General features: G+C 72.2%; 18 protein-coding genes and 1 pseudogene. 6 read left to right on the top strand and 13 right to left on the bottom strand.

The window, feature by feature from the left end; translation table 11 throughout:
• The first annotated feature begins 56 nt into the window (after positions 1-56).
• Positions 57-1,013 carry an NAD(P)H-quinone oxidoreductase gene (locus tag IEZ03_RS13205; protein WP_184878301.1) on the top strand — a complete coding sequence of 319 codons (957 nt, stop codon included), beginning with the start codon at positions 57-59 and terminating at the stop codon, positions 1,011-1,013.
• Between the two features lie 13 nt (positions 1,014-1,026).
• On the top strand, positions 1,027-1,572 hold the full coding sequence (locus IEZ03_RS13200; protein WP_184878299.1) for a bacterial proteasome activator family protein: 546 nt from the start codon (positions 1,027-1,029) through the stop codon (positions 1,570-1,572).
• A gap of 16 nt (positions 1,573-1,588) precedes the next feature.
• On the opposite strand, the gene IEZ03_RS13195 is transcribed toward IEZ03_RS13200, so the two are convergent.
• From IEZ03_RS13195 to IEZ03_RS13160, 8 genes are all read right to left on the bottom strand, one after another.
• Positions 1,589-2,392 (bottom strand): HAD family hydrolase, encoded by an 804-nt coding sequence (locus IEZ03_RS13195; protein WP_184878297.1) that lies wholly within the window; start codon positions 2,390-2,392, stop codon positions 1,589-1,591.
• A 63-nt stretch (positions 2,393-2,455) separates the two neighbouring features.
• On the bottom strand, positions 2,456-3,715 hold the full coding sequence (gene serS, locus IEZ03_RS13190) for a serine--tRNA ligase (protein ID WP_184878295.1): 1,260 nt from the start codon (positions 3,713-3,715) through the stop codon (positions 2,456-2,458).
• Between the two features lie 52 nt (positions 3,716-3,767).
• On the bottom strand, positions 3,768-4,586 hold the full coding sequence (locus IEZ03_RS13185) for a class I SAM-dependent methyltransferase (RefSeq protein ID WP_221480475.1): 819 nt from the start codon (positions 4,584-4,586) through the stop codon (positions 3,768-3,770).
• Positions 4,587-4,600: 14 nt separating this feature from the next.
• Entirely contained in the window at positions 4,601-5,332 is a 732-nt protein-coding gene (locus IEZ03_RS13180) for a hypothetical protein (RefSeq protein WP_184878293.1), read from the bottom strand.
• 147 nt (positions 5,333-5,479) lie between these two features.
• Positions 5,480-6,193: a DsbA family oxidoreductase gene (locus IEZ03_RS13175; RefSeq protein ID WP_184878291.1), complete on the bottom strand. Its 714-nt coding sequence runs from the start codon at positions 6,191-6,193 to the stop codon at positions 5,480-5,482.
• Between the two features lie 72 nt (positions 6,194-6,265).
• Entirely contained in the window at positions 6,266-7,204 is a 939-nt protein-coding gene (pheA, locus tag IEZ03_RS13170; protein WP_184878288.1) for a prephenate dehydratase, read from the bottom strand.
• Positions 7,205-7,319: 115 nt separating this feature from the next.
• Positions 7,320-7,778, bottom strand: a complete 459-nt coding sequence (locus tag IEZ03_RS13165) for a DUF4446 family protein (protein ID WP_184890219.1) — start codon at positions 7,776-7,778, stop codon at positions 7,320-7,322.
• The gene (locus tag IEZ03_RS13160; RefSeq protein WP_229808265.1) at positions 7,778-9,130 is read right to left on the bottom strand and encodes a glycosyltransferase 87 family protein; all 1,353 of its coding nucleotides are present in this window, start codon (positions 9,128-9,130) and stop codon (positions 7,778-7,780) included. The genes IEZ03_RS13165 and IEZ03_RS13160 overlap by 1 nt, the downstream gene beginning before the upstream one ends.
• A 53-nt stretch (positions 9,131-9,183) precedes the next feature.
• Here IEZ03_RS13160 and IEZ03_RS37840 point away from each other — a divergent pair, with 53 nt between their 5' ends.
• On the top strand, positions 9,184-11,457 hold the full coding sequence (locus tag IEZ03_RS37840) for a hypothetical protein (RefSeq protein WP_229808264.1): 2,274 nt from the start codon (positions 9,184-9,186) through the stop codon (positions 11,455-11,457).
• A 556-nt stretch (positions 11,458-12,013) separates the two neighbouring features.
• On the opposite strand, the pseudogene mptB reads toward IEZ03_RS37840, so the two are convergent.
• From mptB to IEZ03_RS13145, 3 genes and pseudogenes are all read right to left on the bottom strand, one after another.
• A pseudogene (mptB, locus tag IEZ03_RS37835) lies at positions 12,014-12,694 on the bottom strand (polyprenol phosphomannose-dependent alpha 1,6 mannosyltransferase MptB); the annotation flags it as partial.
• 155 nt (positions 12,695-12,849) lie between these two features.
• Positions 12,850-13,581 (bottom strand): glycosyltransferase family 2 protein, encoded by a 732-nt coding sequence (locus IEZ03_RS13150; RefSeq protein ID WP_184878283.1) that lies wholly within the window; start codon positions 13,579-13,581, stop codon positions 12,850-12,852.
• A 187-nt stretch (positions 13,582-13,768) separates the two neighbouring features.
• Positions 13,769-14,104: an STAS domain-containing protein gene (locus tag IEZ03_RS13145; RefSeq protein ID WP_184878281.1), complete on the bottom strand. Its 336-nt coding sequence runs from the start codon at positions 14,102-14,104 to the stop codon at positions 13,769-13,771.
• Between the two features lie 208 nt (positions 14,105-14,312).
• Here IEZ03_RS13145 and IEZ03_RS13140 point away from each other — a divergent pair, with 208 nt between their 5' ends.
• The 3 genes from IEZ03_RS13140 to IEZ03_RS13130 all read left to right on the top strand — a co-directional run bounded on the left by IEZ03_RS13140 (position 14,313) and on the right by IEZ03_RS13130 (position 16,643).
• Positions 14,313-14,690, top strand: coding sequence for a hypothetical protein (locus IEZ03_RS13140; protein WP_184878280.1), 378 nt, complete (start codon positions 14,313-14,315; stop codon positions 14,688-14,690).
• Between the two features lie 129 nt (positions 14,691-14,819).
• The gene (locus tag IEZ03_RS13135; RefSeq protein WP_184878278.1) at positions 14,820-14,990 is read left to right on the top strand and encodes a hypothetical protein; all 171 of its coding nucleotides are present in this window, start codon (positions 14,820-14,822) and stop codon (positions 14,988-14,990) included.
• 96 nt (positions 14,991-15,086) lie between these two features.
• Positions 15,087-16,643: a long-chain-fatty-acid--CoA ligase gene (locus tag IEZ03_RS13130; RefSeq protein WP_184878276.1), complete on the top strand. Its 1,557-nt coding sequence runs from the start codon at positions 15,087-15,089 to the stop codon at positions 16,641-16,643.
• A 54-nt stretch (positions 16,644-16,697) separates the two neighbouring features.
• On the opposite strand, the gene IEZ03_RS13125 is transcribed toward IEZ03_RS13130, so the two are convergent.
• Together IEZ03_RS13125 and tuf are read right to left on the bottom strand one after the other, a co-directional pair.
• Positions 16,698-17,600, bottom strand: coding sequence for an endonuclease/exonuclease/phosphatase family protein (locus IEZ03_RS13125; RefSeq protein ID WP_184878274.1), 903 nt, complete (start codon positions 17,598-17,600; stop codon positions 16,698-16,700).
• A 174-nt stretch (positions 17,601-17,774) separates the two neighbouring features.
• Positions 17,775-18,959 carry an elongation factor Tu gene (gene tuf, locus IEZ03_RS13120; protein ID WP_184878271.1) on the bottom strand — a complete coding sequence of 395 codons (1,185 nt, stop codon included), beginning with the start codon at positions 18,957-18,959 and terminating at the stop codon, positions 17,775-17,777.
• Positions 18,960-19,137: the final 178 nt, after the last annotated feature.

Here is a 19,137-nt window from a genome sequence, read left to right as displayed (position 1 = left end):
AGATCGACGTTGGCGTGGTAACGGGCGGGTCCGGATCGCCCGGTAGCGTGACTGGTATGCATGCGATCGTTGTCCGCGAGCCGGGAGACCCCGACGTCCTGGAGTGGACGGAGGTCCCGGATCCGGCGCCGAAGCCGGGCGAGGTACTGATCGACGTCGTGGCCAGCGCGGTGAACCGCGCGGACGTCATGCAGCGGATGGGTTTCTACCCCCCGCCACCGGGCGCTTCCCCGTACCCGGGGCTAGAGGTGTCCGGGCGGGTCGCGGAGCTCGGCCCGGACGTCACGGGCCTGAATGTGGGCGACGAGGTGTGCGCGCTGCTCGCCGGGGGAGGGTACGCCGAACGGGTCGCGGTGCCCGCCGCGCAGGTGCTCCCGGTACCGCGCGGGGTGGACGTCGTCGACGCCGCCGGTCTGCCGGAGGTCGCGTGCACGGTGTGGTCGAACGTCTTCATGCTCGCCGGGCTGCGCGAAGGGGAGACGCTCCTCGTCCACGGCGGCGGCAGCGGCATCGGGACGCACGCGATCCAGCTCGCGAAGGCGCGCGGCGCGCGGGTCGTGACGACGGTGGGCAGCGCGGAGAAGGCGGCCCGCTGCCGGGAGCTCGGCGCGGACGTGACGGTCAACTACCGCGAGGACGACTTCGCCGAGCACGGCCCGTACGACGTGATCCTGGACGTGATCGGCGCGAAGTACCTGGCCCGCAACGTGGACGCGCTGGCCGTCGGCGGCCGCCTGATGGTGATCGGGCTGCAGGGCGGCGCGAAGGCCGAGCTGGACATCGGCAAGCTGCTCCGCAAGCGGGCGCTGGTCCACCCGACGTCCCTGCGCTCCCGCCCGCCGGCGGAGAAGGCGGAGATCGTGGCGGGAGTACGCGAAAATGTGTGGCCGCTGCTGGAATCGGGCGCCGTCCGGCCGGTCGTCGACCGGCGGTTCCCGATGCCGGACGCGGCGAGTGCGCACCGGCTGCTCGAGGAGAGCGGCCACGTCGGCAAGATCCTGCTGACCGTATGAGGATAGGAGGACAATGAGCGACCCTTCGAAGAACGAGTCCGGACAGGAACCCCAGGTGCTCGTGGTCGGCCCGGGCGGCATCGCCATGGAGGGCGGTTCCGAGGGCGAGCACGAGACCAAGTCGGTGACCGGGATGGTCGAGCAGCCGGCGAAGGTGATGCGGATCGGCGGGATGATCCGGCAGCTCCTGGAGGAGGTCAAGGCCGCCCCGCTGGACGAGGCGAGCCGGGCCCGGCTGCGGGAGATCCACAAGTCGTCCATCAAGGAGCTCGAGGACGGCCTCGCGCCGGAGCTGGTCGAGGAGCTGGAGCGGCTGTCGCTGCCGTTCGCCGACGGGAGCGTGCCGAGCGAGGCGGAGCTCCGGATCGCGCAGGCGCAGCTCGTCGGCTGGCTGGAGGGCCTGTTCCACGGCATCCAGACGACGCTGTTCGCCCAGCAGATGGCGGCGCGCGCCCAGCTGGAGCAGATGCGCCGCGCCCTGCCCGCCGGGATGATGCCCCCGGGCGCCGCCGCGGACGACGACACGCCGGGATCGCGTTCGTCGGGCCCTTACCTGTAGGTCGCGGCGCGCGGCGTCACGGGAAGAGGCGCTCCAGCACCTCGGCCACGCCCTCGTCGTCGTTGCGCGACGTCTTGTGGGTGACGGCGGCGAGCACGAGCGGGTGCGCGTTCGCGACCCCGTACGAGGTGCCCGCCCAGGTGAGCATCGGCAGGTCGTTCGGCATGTCGCCGAAGGCGACGACGGCGTCGGACGTGAGGCCGTGCTCGGTGCACAGGGCGGCGAGGGCGCTGGCCTTCGTGACGCCGTGCGCGCTCATCTCCAGCAGGCCCCGCCCCGACGAGTGGGTGACGGTGACGAGGTCGCCGACGGCCTCCATCGCCTTCGCCGAGAGCGCGTCGGGGTCGGCCTCGGGGTGGAACGCGAGCAGCTTCGTCCCGCTGCGGTCGACGAGGTCCTCGAAGTCCACCGGCCGGCCGCCGAGGGCCGCCGCGTCCCAGCGGCCGAGCAGGTAGCTCTTCTCGAACACGAAGCCGTCCGGGTGCTCCACGGCGAACCGCAGCTCCGGCGCGACCGCGCGGAGCCGCCCCACCGCCTCCGCGATCACCGGCGGCGGGATCTCCCTGGTCTGCAGGACGGTCTCGGTGTGCAGGTCGTACAGCACCGCGCCGTTCGCGCAGATCGCGACGCCGTGGTGGTCGACGGCCGTGGCGATCTCCTTCATCCAGCGCGGCGGCCGCCCGGTCACCATGACGAGCATCGCCCCGGCCCGCTCGACACGGGCCAGGGCGGCGACGGTGCGGTCGGAGATGGTCCCGTCGGAGCGCACGATCGTCCCGTCGAGGTCAGTGGCGACCACGCGCGGCGAGAGATGGGTCATGTCACCTTCCAGGGCAGATGGGACACACCATAAGCCACGTCCGGGACAAACCCCCGCCGGGTGTCAGCGCTTCACCGGCTCCAGGACGTCCTGGCCGAGGAACTTCCGCAGCGCCTCGGGCACGCGGACCGTGCCGTCCGCCCGCTGGTGGTTCTCCAGGATCGCGACCATCCACCGGGTGGTCGCCAGCGTCCCGTTCAGGGTCGCGACCGGCTGGTTCCTGCCGTCGGCGTCCTTGAACCGCACCGCGAGGCGCCGCGCCTGGAACTCGGTGCAGTTCGACGTCGAGGTGACCTCGCGGTAGGTGTTCTGCGTCGGCACCCACGCCTCGCAGTCGTACTTGCGGGCCGCGCTGGAGCCGAGGTCGCCCGCCGCGACGTCGATCACCCGGTACGGGATCTCGACCTTGGCGAGCATCTCCTTCTCCCACTCCAGGAGCCGCAGATGCTCCTCGTGCGCGTCGGCCGGGTCGCAGTAGGAGAACATCTCCACCTTGTCGAACTGGTGGACGCGGATGATGCCGCGGGTGTCCTTGCCGTACGAGCCGGCCTCGCGGCGGAAGCACGACGACCACGCCGCGTACCGCCGCGGGAGGGCGTCGATGATCTCGTTCATGTGGTACGCGGCGAGCGGCACCTCCGACGTCCCGACCAGGTACAGCTCATCCTGCGGGAGGTGGTACACCTCGGCGGCGTGCGCGCCGAGGAACCCGGTGCCCTCCATCGCCTCCGGCTTCACCAGGACCGGCGGGTACATCGGCACGAACCCGGCCGCGACGGCCTGCTCCATGGCGAGGTTGAGCAGCGCGTACTGGAGCCGCGCGCCCACGCCGGTCAGGTAGTAGAACCGCGCGCCCGACACCTTCGCGCCGCGCTCCATGTCGATCGCGCCGAGGCTCTCCCCCAGCTCCAGGTGGTCCTTGGGCTCGAAGTCGAACTCGGGCGGCTCACCGACGTGCTCCAGGACGACGAAGTCCTGCTCGCCGCCGGGCGGGGCGCCGTCCTCGATGAGGTTCGGGACGCTCTTCAGCAGCGCGTCGAGCTCCTCGCCGAGCCGGTCGGCCTCCGCCTCGCGCTCCTTGACCTCCTGCGCCAGCTCCTTGGCGCGGGCCAGCAGCTCCTGCCGCTCGTCGCCCTTCGCCCTGGAGACCGACTTGCCGAAACTCTTCTGCTCCGCCCTGAGCTGCTCGAACGACGTCAGCGCCGAGCGGCGCCTCCCGTCCACGTCCAGCAGCCGGTCGACGACGGTCTCGTCCTCGCCGCGGGCGCGCTGCGAAGCGCGCAACCGCTCGGGATCCTCTCGAAGAGCTCGCAGGTCGATCACAGACCCGAGGCTACCGGCCCGGCCGGGCCCGTGCGCGCGAGTATCGCCGGTGTCAGCGGACTCCGCTGGCGAGAAGCGCGTGCGCCGGCAGCGCGACCCTTCCGTCCGGCGAGCCGTCCCGCACCGCGTGCCGGGCCACGATGCGGTCGTAGGCGTCCTTGATCCGCGCGACGGTCGGCGCGTCCTGCCGCCCGACGATGACGCCGTTGGTGCCGATCCTGGCCAGGGCGCCCAGCTCCCACCATCGCTCGGCGTCGGTGACGTGCTCCCACGTCACCTCTTCGACGGCGACCTCGCCGAACCCGGCCTCCGTCACCAGCCGCCGGAACGCCGCCGGCTCGCCGTACTCCATGAACGGCGGCTCGGGGATGTCGTCGGGCCACGGCACGCCCGCCTCCGCGATCGCCTCCCGGACGATCGCGAGGGCCCCGCTGCCCGGCATGACCCAGCAGCTCAGCGCCAGCCGCCCGCCCGGCCGCAGCACGCGCCGCAGCTCCGCGAGCGCGACGGCCGGGTCGCCGACGTGGTTGATGACGAAGTTGCCCGCGACCGCGCCGAACTCCCCGTCCCCGAACGGCACCTCGGGCAGCACCGCGACGCGCACGTCCAGGCCGGGGACGTTGCGGCGGGCCGCCTCGGCCATGCCCGGCTCCGCGTCCATCGCCGACACGTCGGCACCGCGCCGGACCGCCTCCCGCGACACGAACCCGGGCCCCGTCCCGACGTCGAGGAACCGCGTCCCCTCGGCGACGCCGGCGGCGTCCAGCAGCGGATCGATCATGTAGTGGGTGAGCCGGGCGAACCCCTTCTCGTACGCGTCGGCGCGCCCGTCCCACAGTTCCCGCTCGTAGGCGTCGAAGTCTTGGACCACCCACGCACCCTACGTCAGCGCACGTCCACGTAGTCGGCCGGCTGGTTGGAGCCGACGTAGGTACTGCTGCCCCAGTACCTGGCGAGCCAGGTACCGTCCTGCGACGCCTTGAACTTCTTGTTGAACCAGCCGTTCGTCGCGGTCTTCGTGATTGCCATCTTCGTCCAGGTCGACGACCCCTTGGGCCTGAAGTAGATGTGGATGTTCGCGCCGGGCCCCGGCTTGCCGGCGGGCATGTAGCGGTACAGCAGGCCCTTGACCGTGATGTACGCGCCCTTCTTCACCGGCTCCGGCGAGGCGTTGTAGTACTGGATCGATGTCCGGTACTTGACATCGACATAGTCGGAACCGCTCACGGCCGGCGTGTACTCGTTGTTGCCCGGGTATTGCGCGCGCCAGTAGCCGTCCTCTGTCCCGACCGTTGTCATGTCGAACGTCCCGTCGGCAGAGGTGGTCTGAGACGTCACACGCGTCCAGTCCGTGCCGTTCGTGGAGAACTCCACGAACACGCGCACACCGGCCAGTCCGTAGGCGACCCCATCGACATCGGCTACCAGGCGCCCGCTGAGTCGCCTCCAGCCGTCGTACCAACTCGGCTCTGGGCCTGCGTCGAAGCCGGCGAACCGCGCGACCTTCCGGACCTCCGCGGCGCCTGCCGTCGCATGGCCGCCGGGCGGCAACGCCGTGTTCGCGTGGGCGGTCGCGGGGACGTACAGGGCCGACGCCACGGCGGCGGCGGAGACCAAGAGGGCTGACGAGGGGCGCAATGGAGGGCCTCTCCACTTGGGGGTGTTGTGGAGTCGACGCCCGAGATCGACTATCCGTTTACCGCCGAACCCGACCAGGTGGTCACATCTCGGTCACCGGAGACCTCGCCGGCCTCCCGAGGCCGGTCAGGGGTTGTTGTGGGGGACGGCGCATCCGTCGTCCGCGCAGGTGCCGGTGTCGTCGCCGATCGTGGTGAGCTTGGGACGCGCGTCCGCCCAGGCGCGGTCGAGGACCTGCGTGAACGTTTCGGCCGGCTGGGCACCGGAGACGCCGTAGCGGCCGTCGACGACGAAGAACGGGACGCCCGTCGCGCCGAGTTCGCGGGCCTCGCGCTGGTCGGCCTCCACGTCGGCCGTGAACTTCCCGGTCGTGAGGGTCTCGCGGGCGGTGCCGGCGTCCAGGCCCGCCTCTTCGGCGATCTTCACGAGGGAGTCGTGGTCGAAGACGGAGCGGCGGTCGGTGAAGTGGGCCTTGTAGAGGGCCTCGACGAACGCGTCCTGCACACCCTGTTCCGCCGCCAGATGGACGAGGCGGTGCGCGTCGGCGGTGTTGCCCGCCCGGCCGTCCTCCAGGTGGTATTCCAGGCCCACTCCGGCGGCGCGCTCCTCCATCTGGCGGTTCATCTCGACGGCCTGCTCGCGCGACATGCCGTACTTGCCGGCCAGCATGTCGGCGACGTCGACGGTCTCGCCCTTGGGGAACGACGGGTCGAGTTGGAACGCGCGGTGCACCACTTCGACCTGGTCGCGGTGCTCGAACTTGTCCAGCGCGTGCTCGAAATGCCGCTTCCCGATGTAGCACCAGGGGCAGATGACATCGGACCAGATCTCGACGCGCATGGGAGGGCACCTCTCTCGGAACGGTTGAACCTTCCACAACACGTCCCGCCCCCGGTTGATTTCCGGGCGAGCTCAGGCGCGGCCGGTGCGGATGGCCTCGACCCAGGCGGCGGCCTGGGCGAAGTCGTCGTCGTGGGTGCCGCGGCGGATCTCCGGCTGGACCTGGTCGGCGCGGTGGTAGGAGCCGACGAAGCGCACGTCGGAGCAGACGCGGCGCAGGCCCATCAGGGCCTCGCCCACGCGGGCGTCGGCGACGTGGCCCTCGAAGTCCATCCAGAACAGGTAGGAGCCGAGGCCCGCGCCGGTCGGGCGCGACTGGATCAGGGTGAGGTTGATGCCGCGCACGGAGAACTCGGTGAGGATCTCCAGCAGGGCGCCCGGGTGGTCCTCGCCGATGAACGCGACGACGGTCGTCTTGTCCGTGCCGGAGGGCGCGGGCGGGGTGCAGGGGCGCCGCAGGACGACGAAGCGGGTGACCGCGTCGGCGACGTCGTGGATGTCCTCGGCGAGGACGGCCAGGCCGTAGCGGGCGGCGGCGAACGAGCCGGCGAGGGCCGCGTCGTAGTGGCCGTCGGCGACGCGCTGGGCGGCCTCGGCGTTGGACGTGGCGGCGCGCCACTCGGCGTGCGGGACGTTGTCGAGCAGCCAGCGGCGGCACTGCGGCTGCGCGATCGGGTGGGACGCGACGGTCTTGATGTCGTCCATCGCGGTGCCCGGGCGGACGAGGAGCGCGAACGAGACCGGAAGGTGGATCTCGCCGACGATCTGCAGGGGCTCGCCGGTGGCCAGCTCGTCCAGCGTGGTGGGGACGGAGCCCTCGACGGAGTTCTCCAGCGCCACGACGGCGGTGTCGGCCTCGCCGCGGCGGAGCGCCTCCAGGACGGCGGGGACGGTCGCGTACGGGACGTGCTCGGCCTCGGCCGCGCCCGGGAGGGTCAGCAGCGCGGCCTCGGTGAAGGTGCCCCGCGGACCCAGGTAGGCGTAGCGCGCTGTCCTGTCGTCTGCGGTCACGGGTCCCCCGGGTGCGTGTTACTGGTGAGTGGGAAGCGCCTCGGCGAGAAGCGAGGTGAGAACGCCGAGTTTACCGCCCGCCCGGTAAAGACCGCCCGCTGCGGCCACGGGGCCGTCAGGCGCGGGCGCTGGGGGTGCGGTCGCCGCTGCCGAAGTCGGCGAGCGGGTCGTCCATCGACACGATGGGCCCCTTGCCGAGCCGCGCCGCCCGCAGGACCTGGTTCTCCTCGGGGGAGAGCATCTCGACGGCGTGCCCGCCCTGGATCGCCTTTGCGTAGGTACGCGTCTCCGTCCGCCCGTTGATGGAGCTGATCACGATCCCGTCCCCCACCGCGTTGATCAACGCGAGCGAGAAGGAGCGGTGCCCGGACATCTCCTTGAGGGCGTCGTAATGGACGATGGCGAGGTCGCGCAGGGCGCGCTCGTCCACCGAACCGCTGGCGACCTGAAGCTGGCGCCTCAGCATTTCCCCGCACTCGCCGACGACCTGGTTCACCCGGTTGTGGGCGACCACCGCGATGGACAGGCCCGCAACACCCGCGACCAGGCCGGCGACGGCCACCGCGACAAGCATCACGGGCTGAGCGTACCCACCCTGACCTCCCGCCGCGAAGAATCCTCGTGATCTACTCGCGGATCGAGACGTTTTACGAGCCAGTGGCCGAGCAGCACGACCGACGCGAGGGCCGCGGCGCCGAACGTGTCGCGGAGCACCTCGCCCGTGAAAACCGAGACCAGGGAGTGCTCCGGGCCGATCATGGCCCGCGCCCACCACGGGATCGGGAACAGGAAGAGCAGCCAGAGCGCGAGCGCGAACAGACATCTTCGCGTGTCCCGGCCATCACCGGCCAAAGCCGCGATCACCGCGATCATCCAGACGAGGTGGTGGATCCAGCCCACCGGGGACAGCGCGACCGACAGCAGCCCGACGATCGCGACGGAGCCGAGGAGCAGGCTCGTGGCGTCCGGCCCGGTCAGCAGCGCGGCGACCCGGGACGACCGGCGGGCCCAGCGGAACCCGTAGTACGCGACGGCCGCGGCGAGGACGACCCACACGAGCGTGCGGACGGGGCCCTCGTCGAAGATCCGCGCGACGATGCCGTGCACGGCCTGGTTGGTGGTGCCGTCCACCGCGCCCGTCCGGTCGCCGCCCTGGAGCAGCGCGCCGAACCAGTAGTCGGCCGAGTCGGACGGCAGCAGCGCGAACCCGGCGAGGGTGGCGGCCGCCGCGGTGAGCACCGCGTTGCCCAGCGCCTCCCGCCGCCCGGTGATCAGGAACCAGATGAGGAAGACGCCCGGCACCAGCTTGATCGCGACGGCGAGGCCGACGAGCATCCCGCGCGGCCACCGGGCGGTGCGGGCGCAGCAGTCGGCCAGGCACATGGCGAGGAGGAACAGCCCGACCTGGCCGAAGCGGAACTGGTCCCGGACGGGTTCGAGCCACGTCATCGCCGCGACGAGCACGCCCGCCGCCAGCGGCGCCCAGCGGCCGAACCGGCGGATGAGGTCGCGGAAGGCGTAGCAGACCGTGACGACCAGCGCGGCGTAGATGAGGGCCGTCCACACCGCCTGGGCGACGGGCCAGGACAGCAGGGTGAACGGGACGGCGAGCACCGCGGCGAACGGCGGGTAGGTGAACGGCAGCAGCTGCGGCGGCTGCGTGAGCACGTCGTAGAGCGGGGCGCCGCGCAGGATGGCGCGGCCGCCGTCCCGGTACACCTCGAGGTCGACGAGCCGCTGGTCGGGCGGGTTGCCGAGCCAGCGGACGACGACGGGCGTCACCGCGGCCGCCGCGACGACGACGCCCGCCAGGAGGATCAGCAGATCGGCCCGCGGCCACCGCCGTCCGGCGGCCGGGACGGGCTCGTCCCCGGCACGGGCCTCATCGCGGGCTTCGCTCACAACCTGCGCCTCGGGACCGTCCACAGCCGCAGGATATGGCCCCACGGCGTTGGTATGGCTCTTGTAACCTGTGCGCCATGACTTCGCGGGGAGCAAAGATCGCCATGTTCCTCGCGACCCTCGTCGCGGTGCTGACGGGTCTCTCCGGGCTGTTCCCGGTGCACGCCCAGGCCGCGGCTCCGGAGAGCGCTTCCCAGCGGAGCTCCGCCGCGATCGACGGCCGCGTCGTGATCATCGGCGTGCCCGGGCTGCTGTGGAGCGACATCGGCGAGGAGGAGACGCCCGCCCTGTGGGGGCTGACCGGGCAGGGCTCCGCGGCGAGCCTCAGCGTCCGTACGACGCGGGTCGCGACGTGCCCGACGGACGCGTGGCTGACGGTGTCGGCGGGCCAGCGGTCCCGGCTGCCGCACGGCGACTGCGCGCTCCCGGCCACGCCGATCCCGGCCGGGCAGGACTCCCCCGCGGGCCAGGTGCCGGAGGGCGGCGCGGTCGCGCCCGGCTGGCCCGCGATCAAGAGCGACAACGCCGACACCAACTACCACGCGCAGATCGGGCTGCTCGGCGACGCGGTCCAGAAGGCGGGCGGCTGCACGCTGGCGGTCGGGCCCGGCGCGGTGTTCGGGCTCGGCAACGGCGGCGGGCGGGTCGACCGCTACGTCCCGTCCCCGGACCGGGTGACCGCCGCGGACTGGGCGGCCTGCCCGCTCGCGGCGGTCGAGGTCGACGACCTGTTCCGCGCCTACATCGACGCCGGCGTCGACCACGAGGGCGCGCAGGTCCCGCTCTCGGAGACCACACGGGCCGAGGCCGCGGCCGCCGCGGACCGCCGGGTCGGGCAGGTGATGACCGGGCTCCCGGAAGGGACGACGGTCCTGCTGGCCGGGCTGTCCGACATCGGCGTCGACCCGCACCTGCGCGTCGCGATCGCCAAGGGCGGGGCGGGCGGCGGCACGGCCTACGAGCCCGGCTACATGACGTCCGGCGCCACCCGGCAGGACGGCCTGGTCACGCTCACCGACGTCACCGCGACGACGCTGAAACTGCTCGGGCTGCCGCAGCCGAAGCAGGCCGTCGGGTCGGTCTGGCGGCCGGAGCCGTCGGCCGACACCACCCTCGAACGCGTCGAGGCCCTTGAGGACCAGGACGTCGCCGCGCAGGGGATCCGGGCCGTCCAGACGTCGTTCTACTGGGTGCTCTTCGCGACGCAGCTCGTCCTGTACGGCATCGCGGCGCTCGCGCTGCGGCGGCTCGGCGGCGACCGCAGCTCGCGGGCCCGGATACTCGGCGGCACCCGCGTGATCGCGCTGCTCGGGGGAGCGGCGCCGGGCGCGTCGTTCCTCGCCGGGCTGCTGCCGTGGTGGCGGGCCGAGCATCCGACCCCGGTGCTGATCTGCACCATGCTCGGCTTCGCCGGGCTGCTGACCGGGCTGGCGCTGGCCGGGCCGTGGCGCCGGTCGCTGTTCGCGCCCGGCCTGGTGATCACCGGCATCACCGCGTCCGTCCTCGCGCTGGACGTCATGACCGGGTCGAACCTCCAGCTCAACACGCTCATGGGGTACACGGCGCTCGTCGCCGGACGCTTCTACGGGTTCGGCAACCAGGCGTTCTCGCTGTTCGCCGTCGCGTCGATCCTGACGGCGGCATGGCTGTCGGAGTACCCGCTGCGCGCTGGGCGCAAGGGGCTCGCGCTCGGGATCGTCGTGGTGATCGGGGTGTTCGCCGTCGCGGTGGACGGGCTCCCCGCGTGGGGCAGCGACTTCGGCGGCGTGCTGGCGATGGTCCCGGCGTTCGCCGTCCTCGGCCTGATGGTCACCGGACGGCGCGTCTCCCCGGTCACGCTCGTACCGTTCGCGCTGGCCGGCGCGGCGCTGGTGCTGTTCATCTCCTACCTGAACTCGCGGAGCGAGAACCCGACGCACCTCGGCCGGTTCTGGCGCGACCTCATGGACGGCGAGGCGTGGGGCGTCGTCACCCGCAAGTTCGACGCGATGGTGAACAGCCTCGGGTACTGGCCGTACACGCTGGCGATCGCCGCGGCGGTCGTGTTCCTGTTCTTCGTGCTGGCGCGGCCGACGCGGTGGCGGGTGTCGCTGCTGCAGCGCGCCTACGAGCACAGCGTGACGATGCGTCCCGCGCTGATCTCCGCGCTGACGGTCGGCGTCATCGGCATGCTGGTGAACGACTCCGGCGTGGTGATCCTGTCGGTCTCGCTCAGCCTGGCGACCCCGCTGATGCTCGCGGCCGGCGTGCGGTCGCTGGAGATCGACCTGAGAAACGAAGACTCTGCACCACCAGAATCGCCAGGATCGCGACCAGCGTCCACGGAATCACCTTCGGGCGAACGAAGGTGAACAGCCAGGACAGGTCGTCCGGCAGGCTGATCCGGGCGGGCGCGCGGGCCGGGAGGTAGGCGAGGCTGAGCGCGGCCGTGTGGGCGAGCAGGATCCAGTCGACGCGCGTCCAGGGCAGCAGGGCGAGCAGCGCCCAGCCGAACCCGTCGTACCAGGGCAGCGCGTACGGGGCGGCGAACAGCCAGGCGAGGACGAACGCCGCGGCGATGCGGCGGTGCTCCCCGTCCGGCGCGTCCCCCGGCGCGACGGCTCCCCCGGGCGGGACGTCCTCGCGCGGGAGCGTGCGGGCGAGCAGCACGAACAGCACGAGCCCGAGCAGCAGCGCACCCGCCTTGATGACGTCCCGCCGCGCGCCGCGGCCGAACCACTCGTCCAGCAGATGCCAGGGGGTGGCGAACGAGACCATGCCGCTCGCCTCGCGGACCTGGTCGAGGGCGTGCGGTCCGGCGAGCAGGTACGACAGCGCCGCGACCGCGCCCGCGCCGCCGGCGAGGGCGACGAGGCCCGCGATGGAGCGCCGCACCCGGCCCGGCCGCACCCCGCGGAGCAGCGCCCAGGCGGGGCCGCCGGCGACGAGCGCGGCGGGCAGCTTGACCGCCGCGCCGGCCCCGGCGAGGGCGCCCGCGGCGAGCGCCCGCACCCATCCGGCCCGCAACCAGCGGGTGCGGGCGCCGAAGAGGGCGAGCGCCGCCACCATCGGCGCGATCGCGAGGACGTCGTTGTGCGCGCCGCCGATCAGGTGGAACAGCACGAGCGGGTTGCACGTCCACAGCAGCGCCGTGCGGAGCCGCCGTTCGGCAGTGCCCGCCGTCCGGTAGAGGATCAGCGCGGTCGCCGCGAACGCGAGCGTGTTGGCGACCGACAGGACGAACACGGTGAGCCGCACCGAGCCGCCGCCGATCCAGGCGGCGAGCGCCTGCTCGCCCGTGGCGATCGGCCCGTACACCGACGGGGTCGTGCGCCATTCCTCGGGCGCCCCGGCGACGGGGTCGTGCGCCAGCTCGGCCGCGCTGGTGTCGTAGGGGTCGTGGCCCGTCGCCGCCATCCGCCCGTAGGAGGCGTAGTTCAGGTGGTCGGTGGACCCGACCGGCGGCATCATCATGAACGCGACGGCGGCCAGCAGCCCCGCCATGGCCAGCGGGAACGCCCGGACGCGCCACCCTTTCCGGACGGCGGCGAGGCACAGCCCCAGCCCCGCCGCCCCGGCCAGCACGCCCGCGGCGACGAGGCCGATCACCAGGTACGGCGACGGGTGGACGGCCAGCGAGTACGGCGGCTCGGCGGCGGCGCCCTCCAGCTCGGGCTGGAAGACGGACGGGCCCAGCAGCGCGGTGGCGAGGAAGCACCCGAGGCTGAGGCCGATGCCGCACAGCCCGCCCGTCCCGAGACGGGTCACCGGCGGTTGCCGCGCAGGCGGTCCAGGCGGCGGGTCACCGCGGGTTCGCGCACGGCGAGCGCCCGCGCCACGTCGCGGAACTGCCGTGCGCGGTGCAGTTGGGAGCGCAGGTCGGTCCCGGTGGCGCGGTGCGCGAGCGGGACCTCGACCTCCCGCACCCGGAAGCCCTCGCGCAGCAGGTCGATGGTCAGCGCCGTCTCCACCCCGAACCCGGCGGCGAGGGGCAGCGCGGCGTCGAACGCGGCGCGGGTCAGGCAGCGCTGCCCGTTCAGGGGGGCGGTGGCCTCCCAGCCGGTGGCGCGGCGGATCCCGTCGCGGGACAGCCGGACGACGAAGCCGTGCCCGCCGAGCTTCACCGTCGTGGTGAACACGGCGATCGTCATGTCGGCTTCGCCGGACCGCACCGGCTCGGTCAGCGGCGCGGCGTCCCGGGCGGTCTCGGCGAGGTCGGCGTCGAGGAACAGCAGGTGGCGGGGCTGCTCGCGGCCGTCGTCGAGGAGCCGGACGGCCTCGGCGCCGCTCTCCATCGCGGCGCCCTTGCCGCGGTTGCGGCTGTGCCGGACGACCCTCGCCCCGGCCTCGCGGGCCACCCGCCCGGTGCCGTCGGACGAGCCGTCGTCGACGACCACGACCAGGTCGGCGCCGGGAAGTTCGTGCGCGGCCTTGACGGTGGCCGCGATGCGGTCGGCTTCGTCCTTGGCCGGGATGATCACCGCTACGTCCTGCATATCCGCGATCGTAGCCGGGGACGGGCGGGCCGCGGGGGTCGCCGGCGGGAACGCCCCGGCCCGTTTCCGGCGCGGCGGCCCGCGGGGCGAACGCGCTTCACCCCCCGGCCGGGCGGGGGCGTGCGGAAGGGGCCGCCCCCGGCTCTCGCCGGTGGGCAGCCTTACGGACGATAAGGGACGGACCGGGTCAGCCCGCGTCCATGGCGGGTGCCGCGTCGCTCACGGTGAACACGGTGTCGAGCCCGGTGACCTGGAGGATGCGCTTGACGGCGGGACGCGGTGCCGCGAGTTCCAGCGAGCCGCCCTGCTCCTTGAGCCGCTTCATGGCCGCGAGCAGGACGTTCATGCCGGTCGAGTCGCAGAACTCGACGCCGCTCAGGTCGACCACGATGCGGTCGACCTGGTCGCGCAGGAGGCCCGCGAGGGCCGCCTGCAGCCGTGGCGCGGTGTAGAGGTCCAGCTCACCGACCGCCGTAACGACGGCGTGATCCTCCTGAGACGTGGTCGAGACGTTTAGCTCCACGTCCGGCACACTATCTCGCGAACGGCCCGTGGGCCAGACAGTTGACCAAGTCCCTTGCGGCATGGGCGTGTCGCCGCTCGGGTAGTCCACACGCTTTGAGAACTACGCACCGTGATGTCATGATCTCGCCAGTGGCGATGTCCGCGGGCGGTCCGTTGTTCTCCCGGTTCCCGCCTCGCGGGGGCCCCGAGTAGGAGAGGCTGAGCAGGTGCAACAGCGGCATGGGCGGCAGGCCGATCCGAGGGAGGCCCGGGTTCGCGAACGCCTGGAAGCGATCCGCACGCGCTCGGCGAAGTCCAGTTCGTGGCGGACGTCCACCCAGTACCTCTACCGCCTGATGAACAGGAACGGCTTCGTCCCGGTCAAGGCGCGCCTGTCCCGGGAGGATCTCTCGTTCCTCGCGGGCGCCCGCGAGGAGGTCATCATGTTCGCCGAGCTCGGCGTCCGGCTCCTCGATCTGCACCGGCCGCAGGAGTCCGGCGGCATCAGCAGCGACCCGGGGGCGCCCATCCACCGCTGCCGCGCCTGCATGGCCCGCTGGCCCTGCCCCACCTTCCGCGCGATCGACGAGACCCTGAGCGACTGACCCGCGCGCGGCACCCGGCCGCCCCCTGGCCCGGGTCAGGGTGGGGCTCCGCCTCACGGTGGGGGATGGCGTCGCAGAGTCGTCCCCAAGGGTGATGACCTCCGCGGACCGAGCGCATACGGTGAAGGCATGGGTAAGACAGTTCTGACCGTTCTCGGTGTGATTCTCGCGGTGTGGCTGGTGATGACCGTCATCGGGTCGATCCTGTCGATGCTGAAGTTCTTCTTCTTCATCGGACTCATCGCCGTCGTGGTGGTACTTGCCGTGACCGCGGTCTCCAAGATGTCAAAAAGTAACTAGCCAAGTGGTCCCGCCCTCTTGCCGGGGCACCGCCGATGGCCGCATGATGCCGGGACAACCAGGCTAAACAGGCGGTTATCGGCGAAGGGGCCTATCGTGGCGGTTCTGACCGAGGTACTGCGCGAACGCGCGAGTTCGCATCCCGATCGCATCGCGTACATCGCGGGCGACACCGAAATCAGCTTCGGGGACTTCGACCGGCGCGTCGACCGGGTCGCCTCCGCCCTCGCGGGCGCGGGCGTCGTGCAGGGCGACCGCGTCGCGATCCTCGACAAGAACTCCCTGGAGTACGTCGAGCAGCTGTTCGGCGCGGCTCGGCTCGGCGCCGTCCAGGTCCCGGTGAACTACCGGCTGGCGCCCGACGAGGTCGCCTACATCGTCAACAACGCGAAGGCCAAGGTCTTCATCGTCGGCCCCGAGTTCATCCCCGTCCTGGACGCGATCGCCGACAAGCTGGAGCACACGAGCCTCAGCGTCGTCATCAACGGCGGGGACACCGCCTACCAGGACTACGCCGCCTGGATCGACGCCGCGCCCGACACCACGCCCGAGTACGAGCCCGCCTCCTCGGACGTGTTCGTGCAGCTCTACTCGTCGGGCACCACGGGCCGCCCCAAGGGCGTCATGCTGACGCACGACAACTTCCTCGCGGCCCTGACCGTCACCAACGACGTCTGGGAGATCGACGAGTCGTCGATCCTGATGATCGCCATGCCGATGTACCACGTGGCGGGCAACGTCCTCTCGGTCTCCTCCATCTACAACGGCCTCGCCGGCGTGATCGCCCGCGAGCCCGACCCGACGCTGATCGCCAAGGGCATCGAGCGGCACAAGGTCACGCACATCTTCCTCGTCCCGGTCCTGCTGCAGTTCATGCAGCTGATCCCGGAGGTCGCCGAGGCGGACATGTCCAGCCTGAAGCTCCTCCTCTACGGCGCGTCCCCGATCAGCGAGGACGTGCTGCGCGGCGCGATGCGGATGCTGCCGGGCACGGAGTTCATGCAGGTGTACGGGCTCACGGAGGTCACCGGGGCGATCACCATGCTGCCCGCGGAGGACCACGACCCGGACGGCCCGAACACCCACCGGCTGCGCAGCGCCGGGGTGCCGAACGCGACCACGAAGATCAAGATCGTGGACCCGGCGACGCAGGAGGAGGTCCCCACCGGCCAGGTCGGGGAGATCATCTGCCAGACCCCGCAGAACATGAAGGGCTACTGGGGCCTGCCCGACGCGACCACGTCCGCCCTCTCCGACGACAACTGGTTCCGCACCGGCGACGTCGGCTACATGGACGAGGACGGCTACATCTACATGCACGACCGGGTCAAGGACATGATCGTCTCCGGCGGCGAGAACATCTACCCGGCCGAGATCGAGAACGTCCTGATGGGCCACCCGGCCGTCACCGACTGCGCGGTCATCGGCGTCCCGTCCGACAAGTGGGGCGAGACCCCGAAGGCCCTCGTCGTGCTGTCCGAGGACCTGTCCGAGCAGGACATCATCGACTTCTGCCGCGAGCGCCTGGCCCACTTCAAGTGCCCCAGCACCGTCGAGCGCCGCGACGAGATCCCCCGCAACCCCACGGGCAAGATCCTCAAGCGCGAACTCCGCGAGCCCTACTGGGAAGGCCACGACCGCGCCGTCCACTGACACGCAAGCGAAGGGCGCCCCGGAGTTCGGGGCGCCCTTCGCCTTTGATCGGGCTCAGTACCTCACGGCGGCGGAGAGGGGGCGGTGGTCGGAGGCCGCGGTGCGGGTGTTGGGGACGCTGCAGGAGACGGCGGCCGAGCGGGTGGTGAAGAGGTAGTCGGTCTTGTCGACCGCTGTGCCCTGCCAGTTCTGGCGGGTGTTGGCGCCGGTGCGGGACGAGCCCGTCTGGTCGCACTCGGCGTAGGCCTCGTAGAGGGGGTCGAGGGACGGGCTGTCCGGGACGTCGGCGAGGTCGCCGCCGACGAGGACGCGGCCGGGGCCGGCGAGGTCGACGAGGGCGTTCGCCTGCTTGTGCCGCCAGTCGTCGCCTTCGGCCGGGTCGAGCTGCGTGACGCAGACCCGGGTCGTCCAGGACGGGACGTCCCCGCACAGGGCGAGCGGGGCCCGGCCGGCGGGCGCGGGCAGCTCGGTCTCCTCCGCGTGGGTGAGCGGGGCGTCGGTGCCGATGGCGACGCCTAGGCGGCCCTGGCCCCGCGCGCAGTCCGGGCCCTTGGGGAGCGGCGCGAACGCCCAGCTCCACTTGCCCAGGGTCTTCTTGAAGCCGCGGACGTGCCCCTCGCAGACCTCCTGGAGGAGGACGGCGTTCGTGCTGACCGTGCGCCCGCCCACCTCGGTGGCCTTCATCCGCTGGACGATCTTCTTGCCGAGGCCGGCGGGGTCCGTGCCGAGCGGGCAGCCGGGCTCCGCGTCGCCGCAGACGTTCCAGGTCATCGCGTTGATCGTCACGGGGTGCGCGCCCACGGCGGCACCGTCGGCATGGGCCACGGTCCCGTCCGCGCGGGCGGAGTCGCCGCCGCCCGGTATGTCCCCGATGCCGGCGCCGGTGGCGGCCGCGGTGACGACCGCGGCGGCCGCGCAGACCGAGAACAGGGGAATCAGGGCGCGGGGGGATCGCACACATTCTCCAGTGGGGGGTGTCAGCGGGGATGACAGCGGCATTCCACCACAACAAGATCGCTTCCGCCAGCGATTCGCGACCAGTCGGTCATTCACCACCGGGTCGCTCGGACGTGGCGGTTCGCCCCCAAAGCGCAGGGGGCCCGGCGAGTGATCCCGCCGGGCCCCGTCCCGCTAGCCGAGCACCTCGGTGACCGTGCCGGCGCCGACCGTCCGGCCGCCCTCGCGGATCGCGAAGCCGAGGCCCTCGGTCATGGCGACCGGCTTGCCGAGCTCGACCGTCATCTCGACCGAGTCGCCCGGCAGCGCCATGCCGCCCTCGCCGCCGAGGTCGATGTCGCCGACCACGTCCGTGGTGCGGAAGTGGAACTGCGGCCGGTACCCGTGGAAGAACGGCCTGCTCCGCCCGCCCTCGTCGGCGGTCAGCACCCGGACGCGCGCCCGGAACCGCAGGTGCGGCTGGATCGCGCCCGGCGCGCTGACCACCTGGCCGCGGCGGACCTGGTCCCGCTTGACGCCCCGCAGGAGCATCGCGGTGTTGTCGCCCGCCTCGGCGTGCGCCATCGACTGGCCGAAGGTCTCCAGGCCGGTCGCGACCGTGCCGAACGACTCACCGAGCCCGACGACCTCCACGGCGTCGCCGACGCCGATCCGGCCCTGCGCCACGACCCCGGTCACGACGGTGCCGCGCCCGGTGATCGTCAGGACGTTCTCGATCGGCATGAGGAACGGCTGGTCGAGGATTCGCGGCGGCACCGGCACGTACGCGTCGATCGCGTCGAGCAGGTCGCCGATGCGGGCCGTCCAGTACGGGTCGCCCTCCAGCGCCCGCAGGCCGGACACCCGGACGACCGGGATCTCCTCGCCGGGGAACCCGTACTCCGACAGCAGCTCCCGCACCTCCAGCTCGACGAGGTCGAGCAGCTCGGTGTCCTCGGCCATGTCGGCCTTGTTGAGGGCCACCACGATGTGCCGGACGCCGACCTGGCGGGCCAGGACGATGTGCTCGCGGGTCTGCGGCATCGCCCCGTCCTGCGCGGACACGACGAGCACCGCCCCGTCCACCTGCGCCGCGCCGGTGATCATGTTCTTCACGTAGTCGGCGTGGCCGGGCATGTCGATGTGGGCGTAGTGCCTGGTCGCGGTCGAGTACTGGACGTGCGCGACGTTGATGGTGATCCCGCGGTCGCGCTCCTCGGGCGCGCGGTCGATGCGGTCGAACGGCACGGCGGACGCGGTCCCGCGCTCGGCGAGCACCTTGGTGATCGCCGCGGTCAGGGTCGTCTTGCCGTGGTCGACGTGCCCCATCGTGCCGATGTTGAGGTGGGGCTTGCCGCGCTCGTAAAGCTGCTTCGCCATTGTCTCGTCCTCACTGGTGGGACCGGTGAGAACCCATGCGCGTGCATGCGCATTCCCGGGCACCCCCCTCCGCTGGTTCTCCGAAGGGCGGGACGGAGAGGGGTCAGCTTCGGATGAGCGGAGCGAACCGGGGGGCGTGGGGGGTCGTCCCCCCACAGGCAACCCGCGCGCCGTCGTC

Origin of the sequence: Actinomadura livida, from assembly GCF_014648675.1 — a bacterium.
Lineage (GTDB): Bacteria > Actinomycetota > Actinomycetes > Streptosporangiales > Streptosporangiaceae > Spirillospora > Spirillospora livida.
This window is presented reverse-complemented; position numbering and strand designations above follow the sequence as displayed.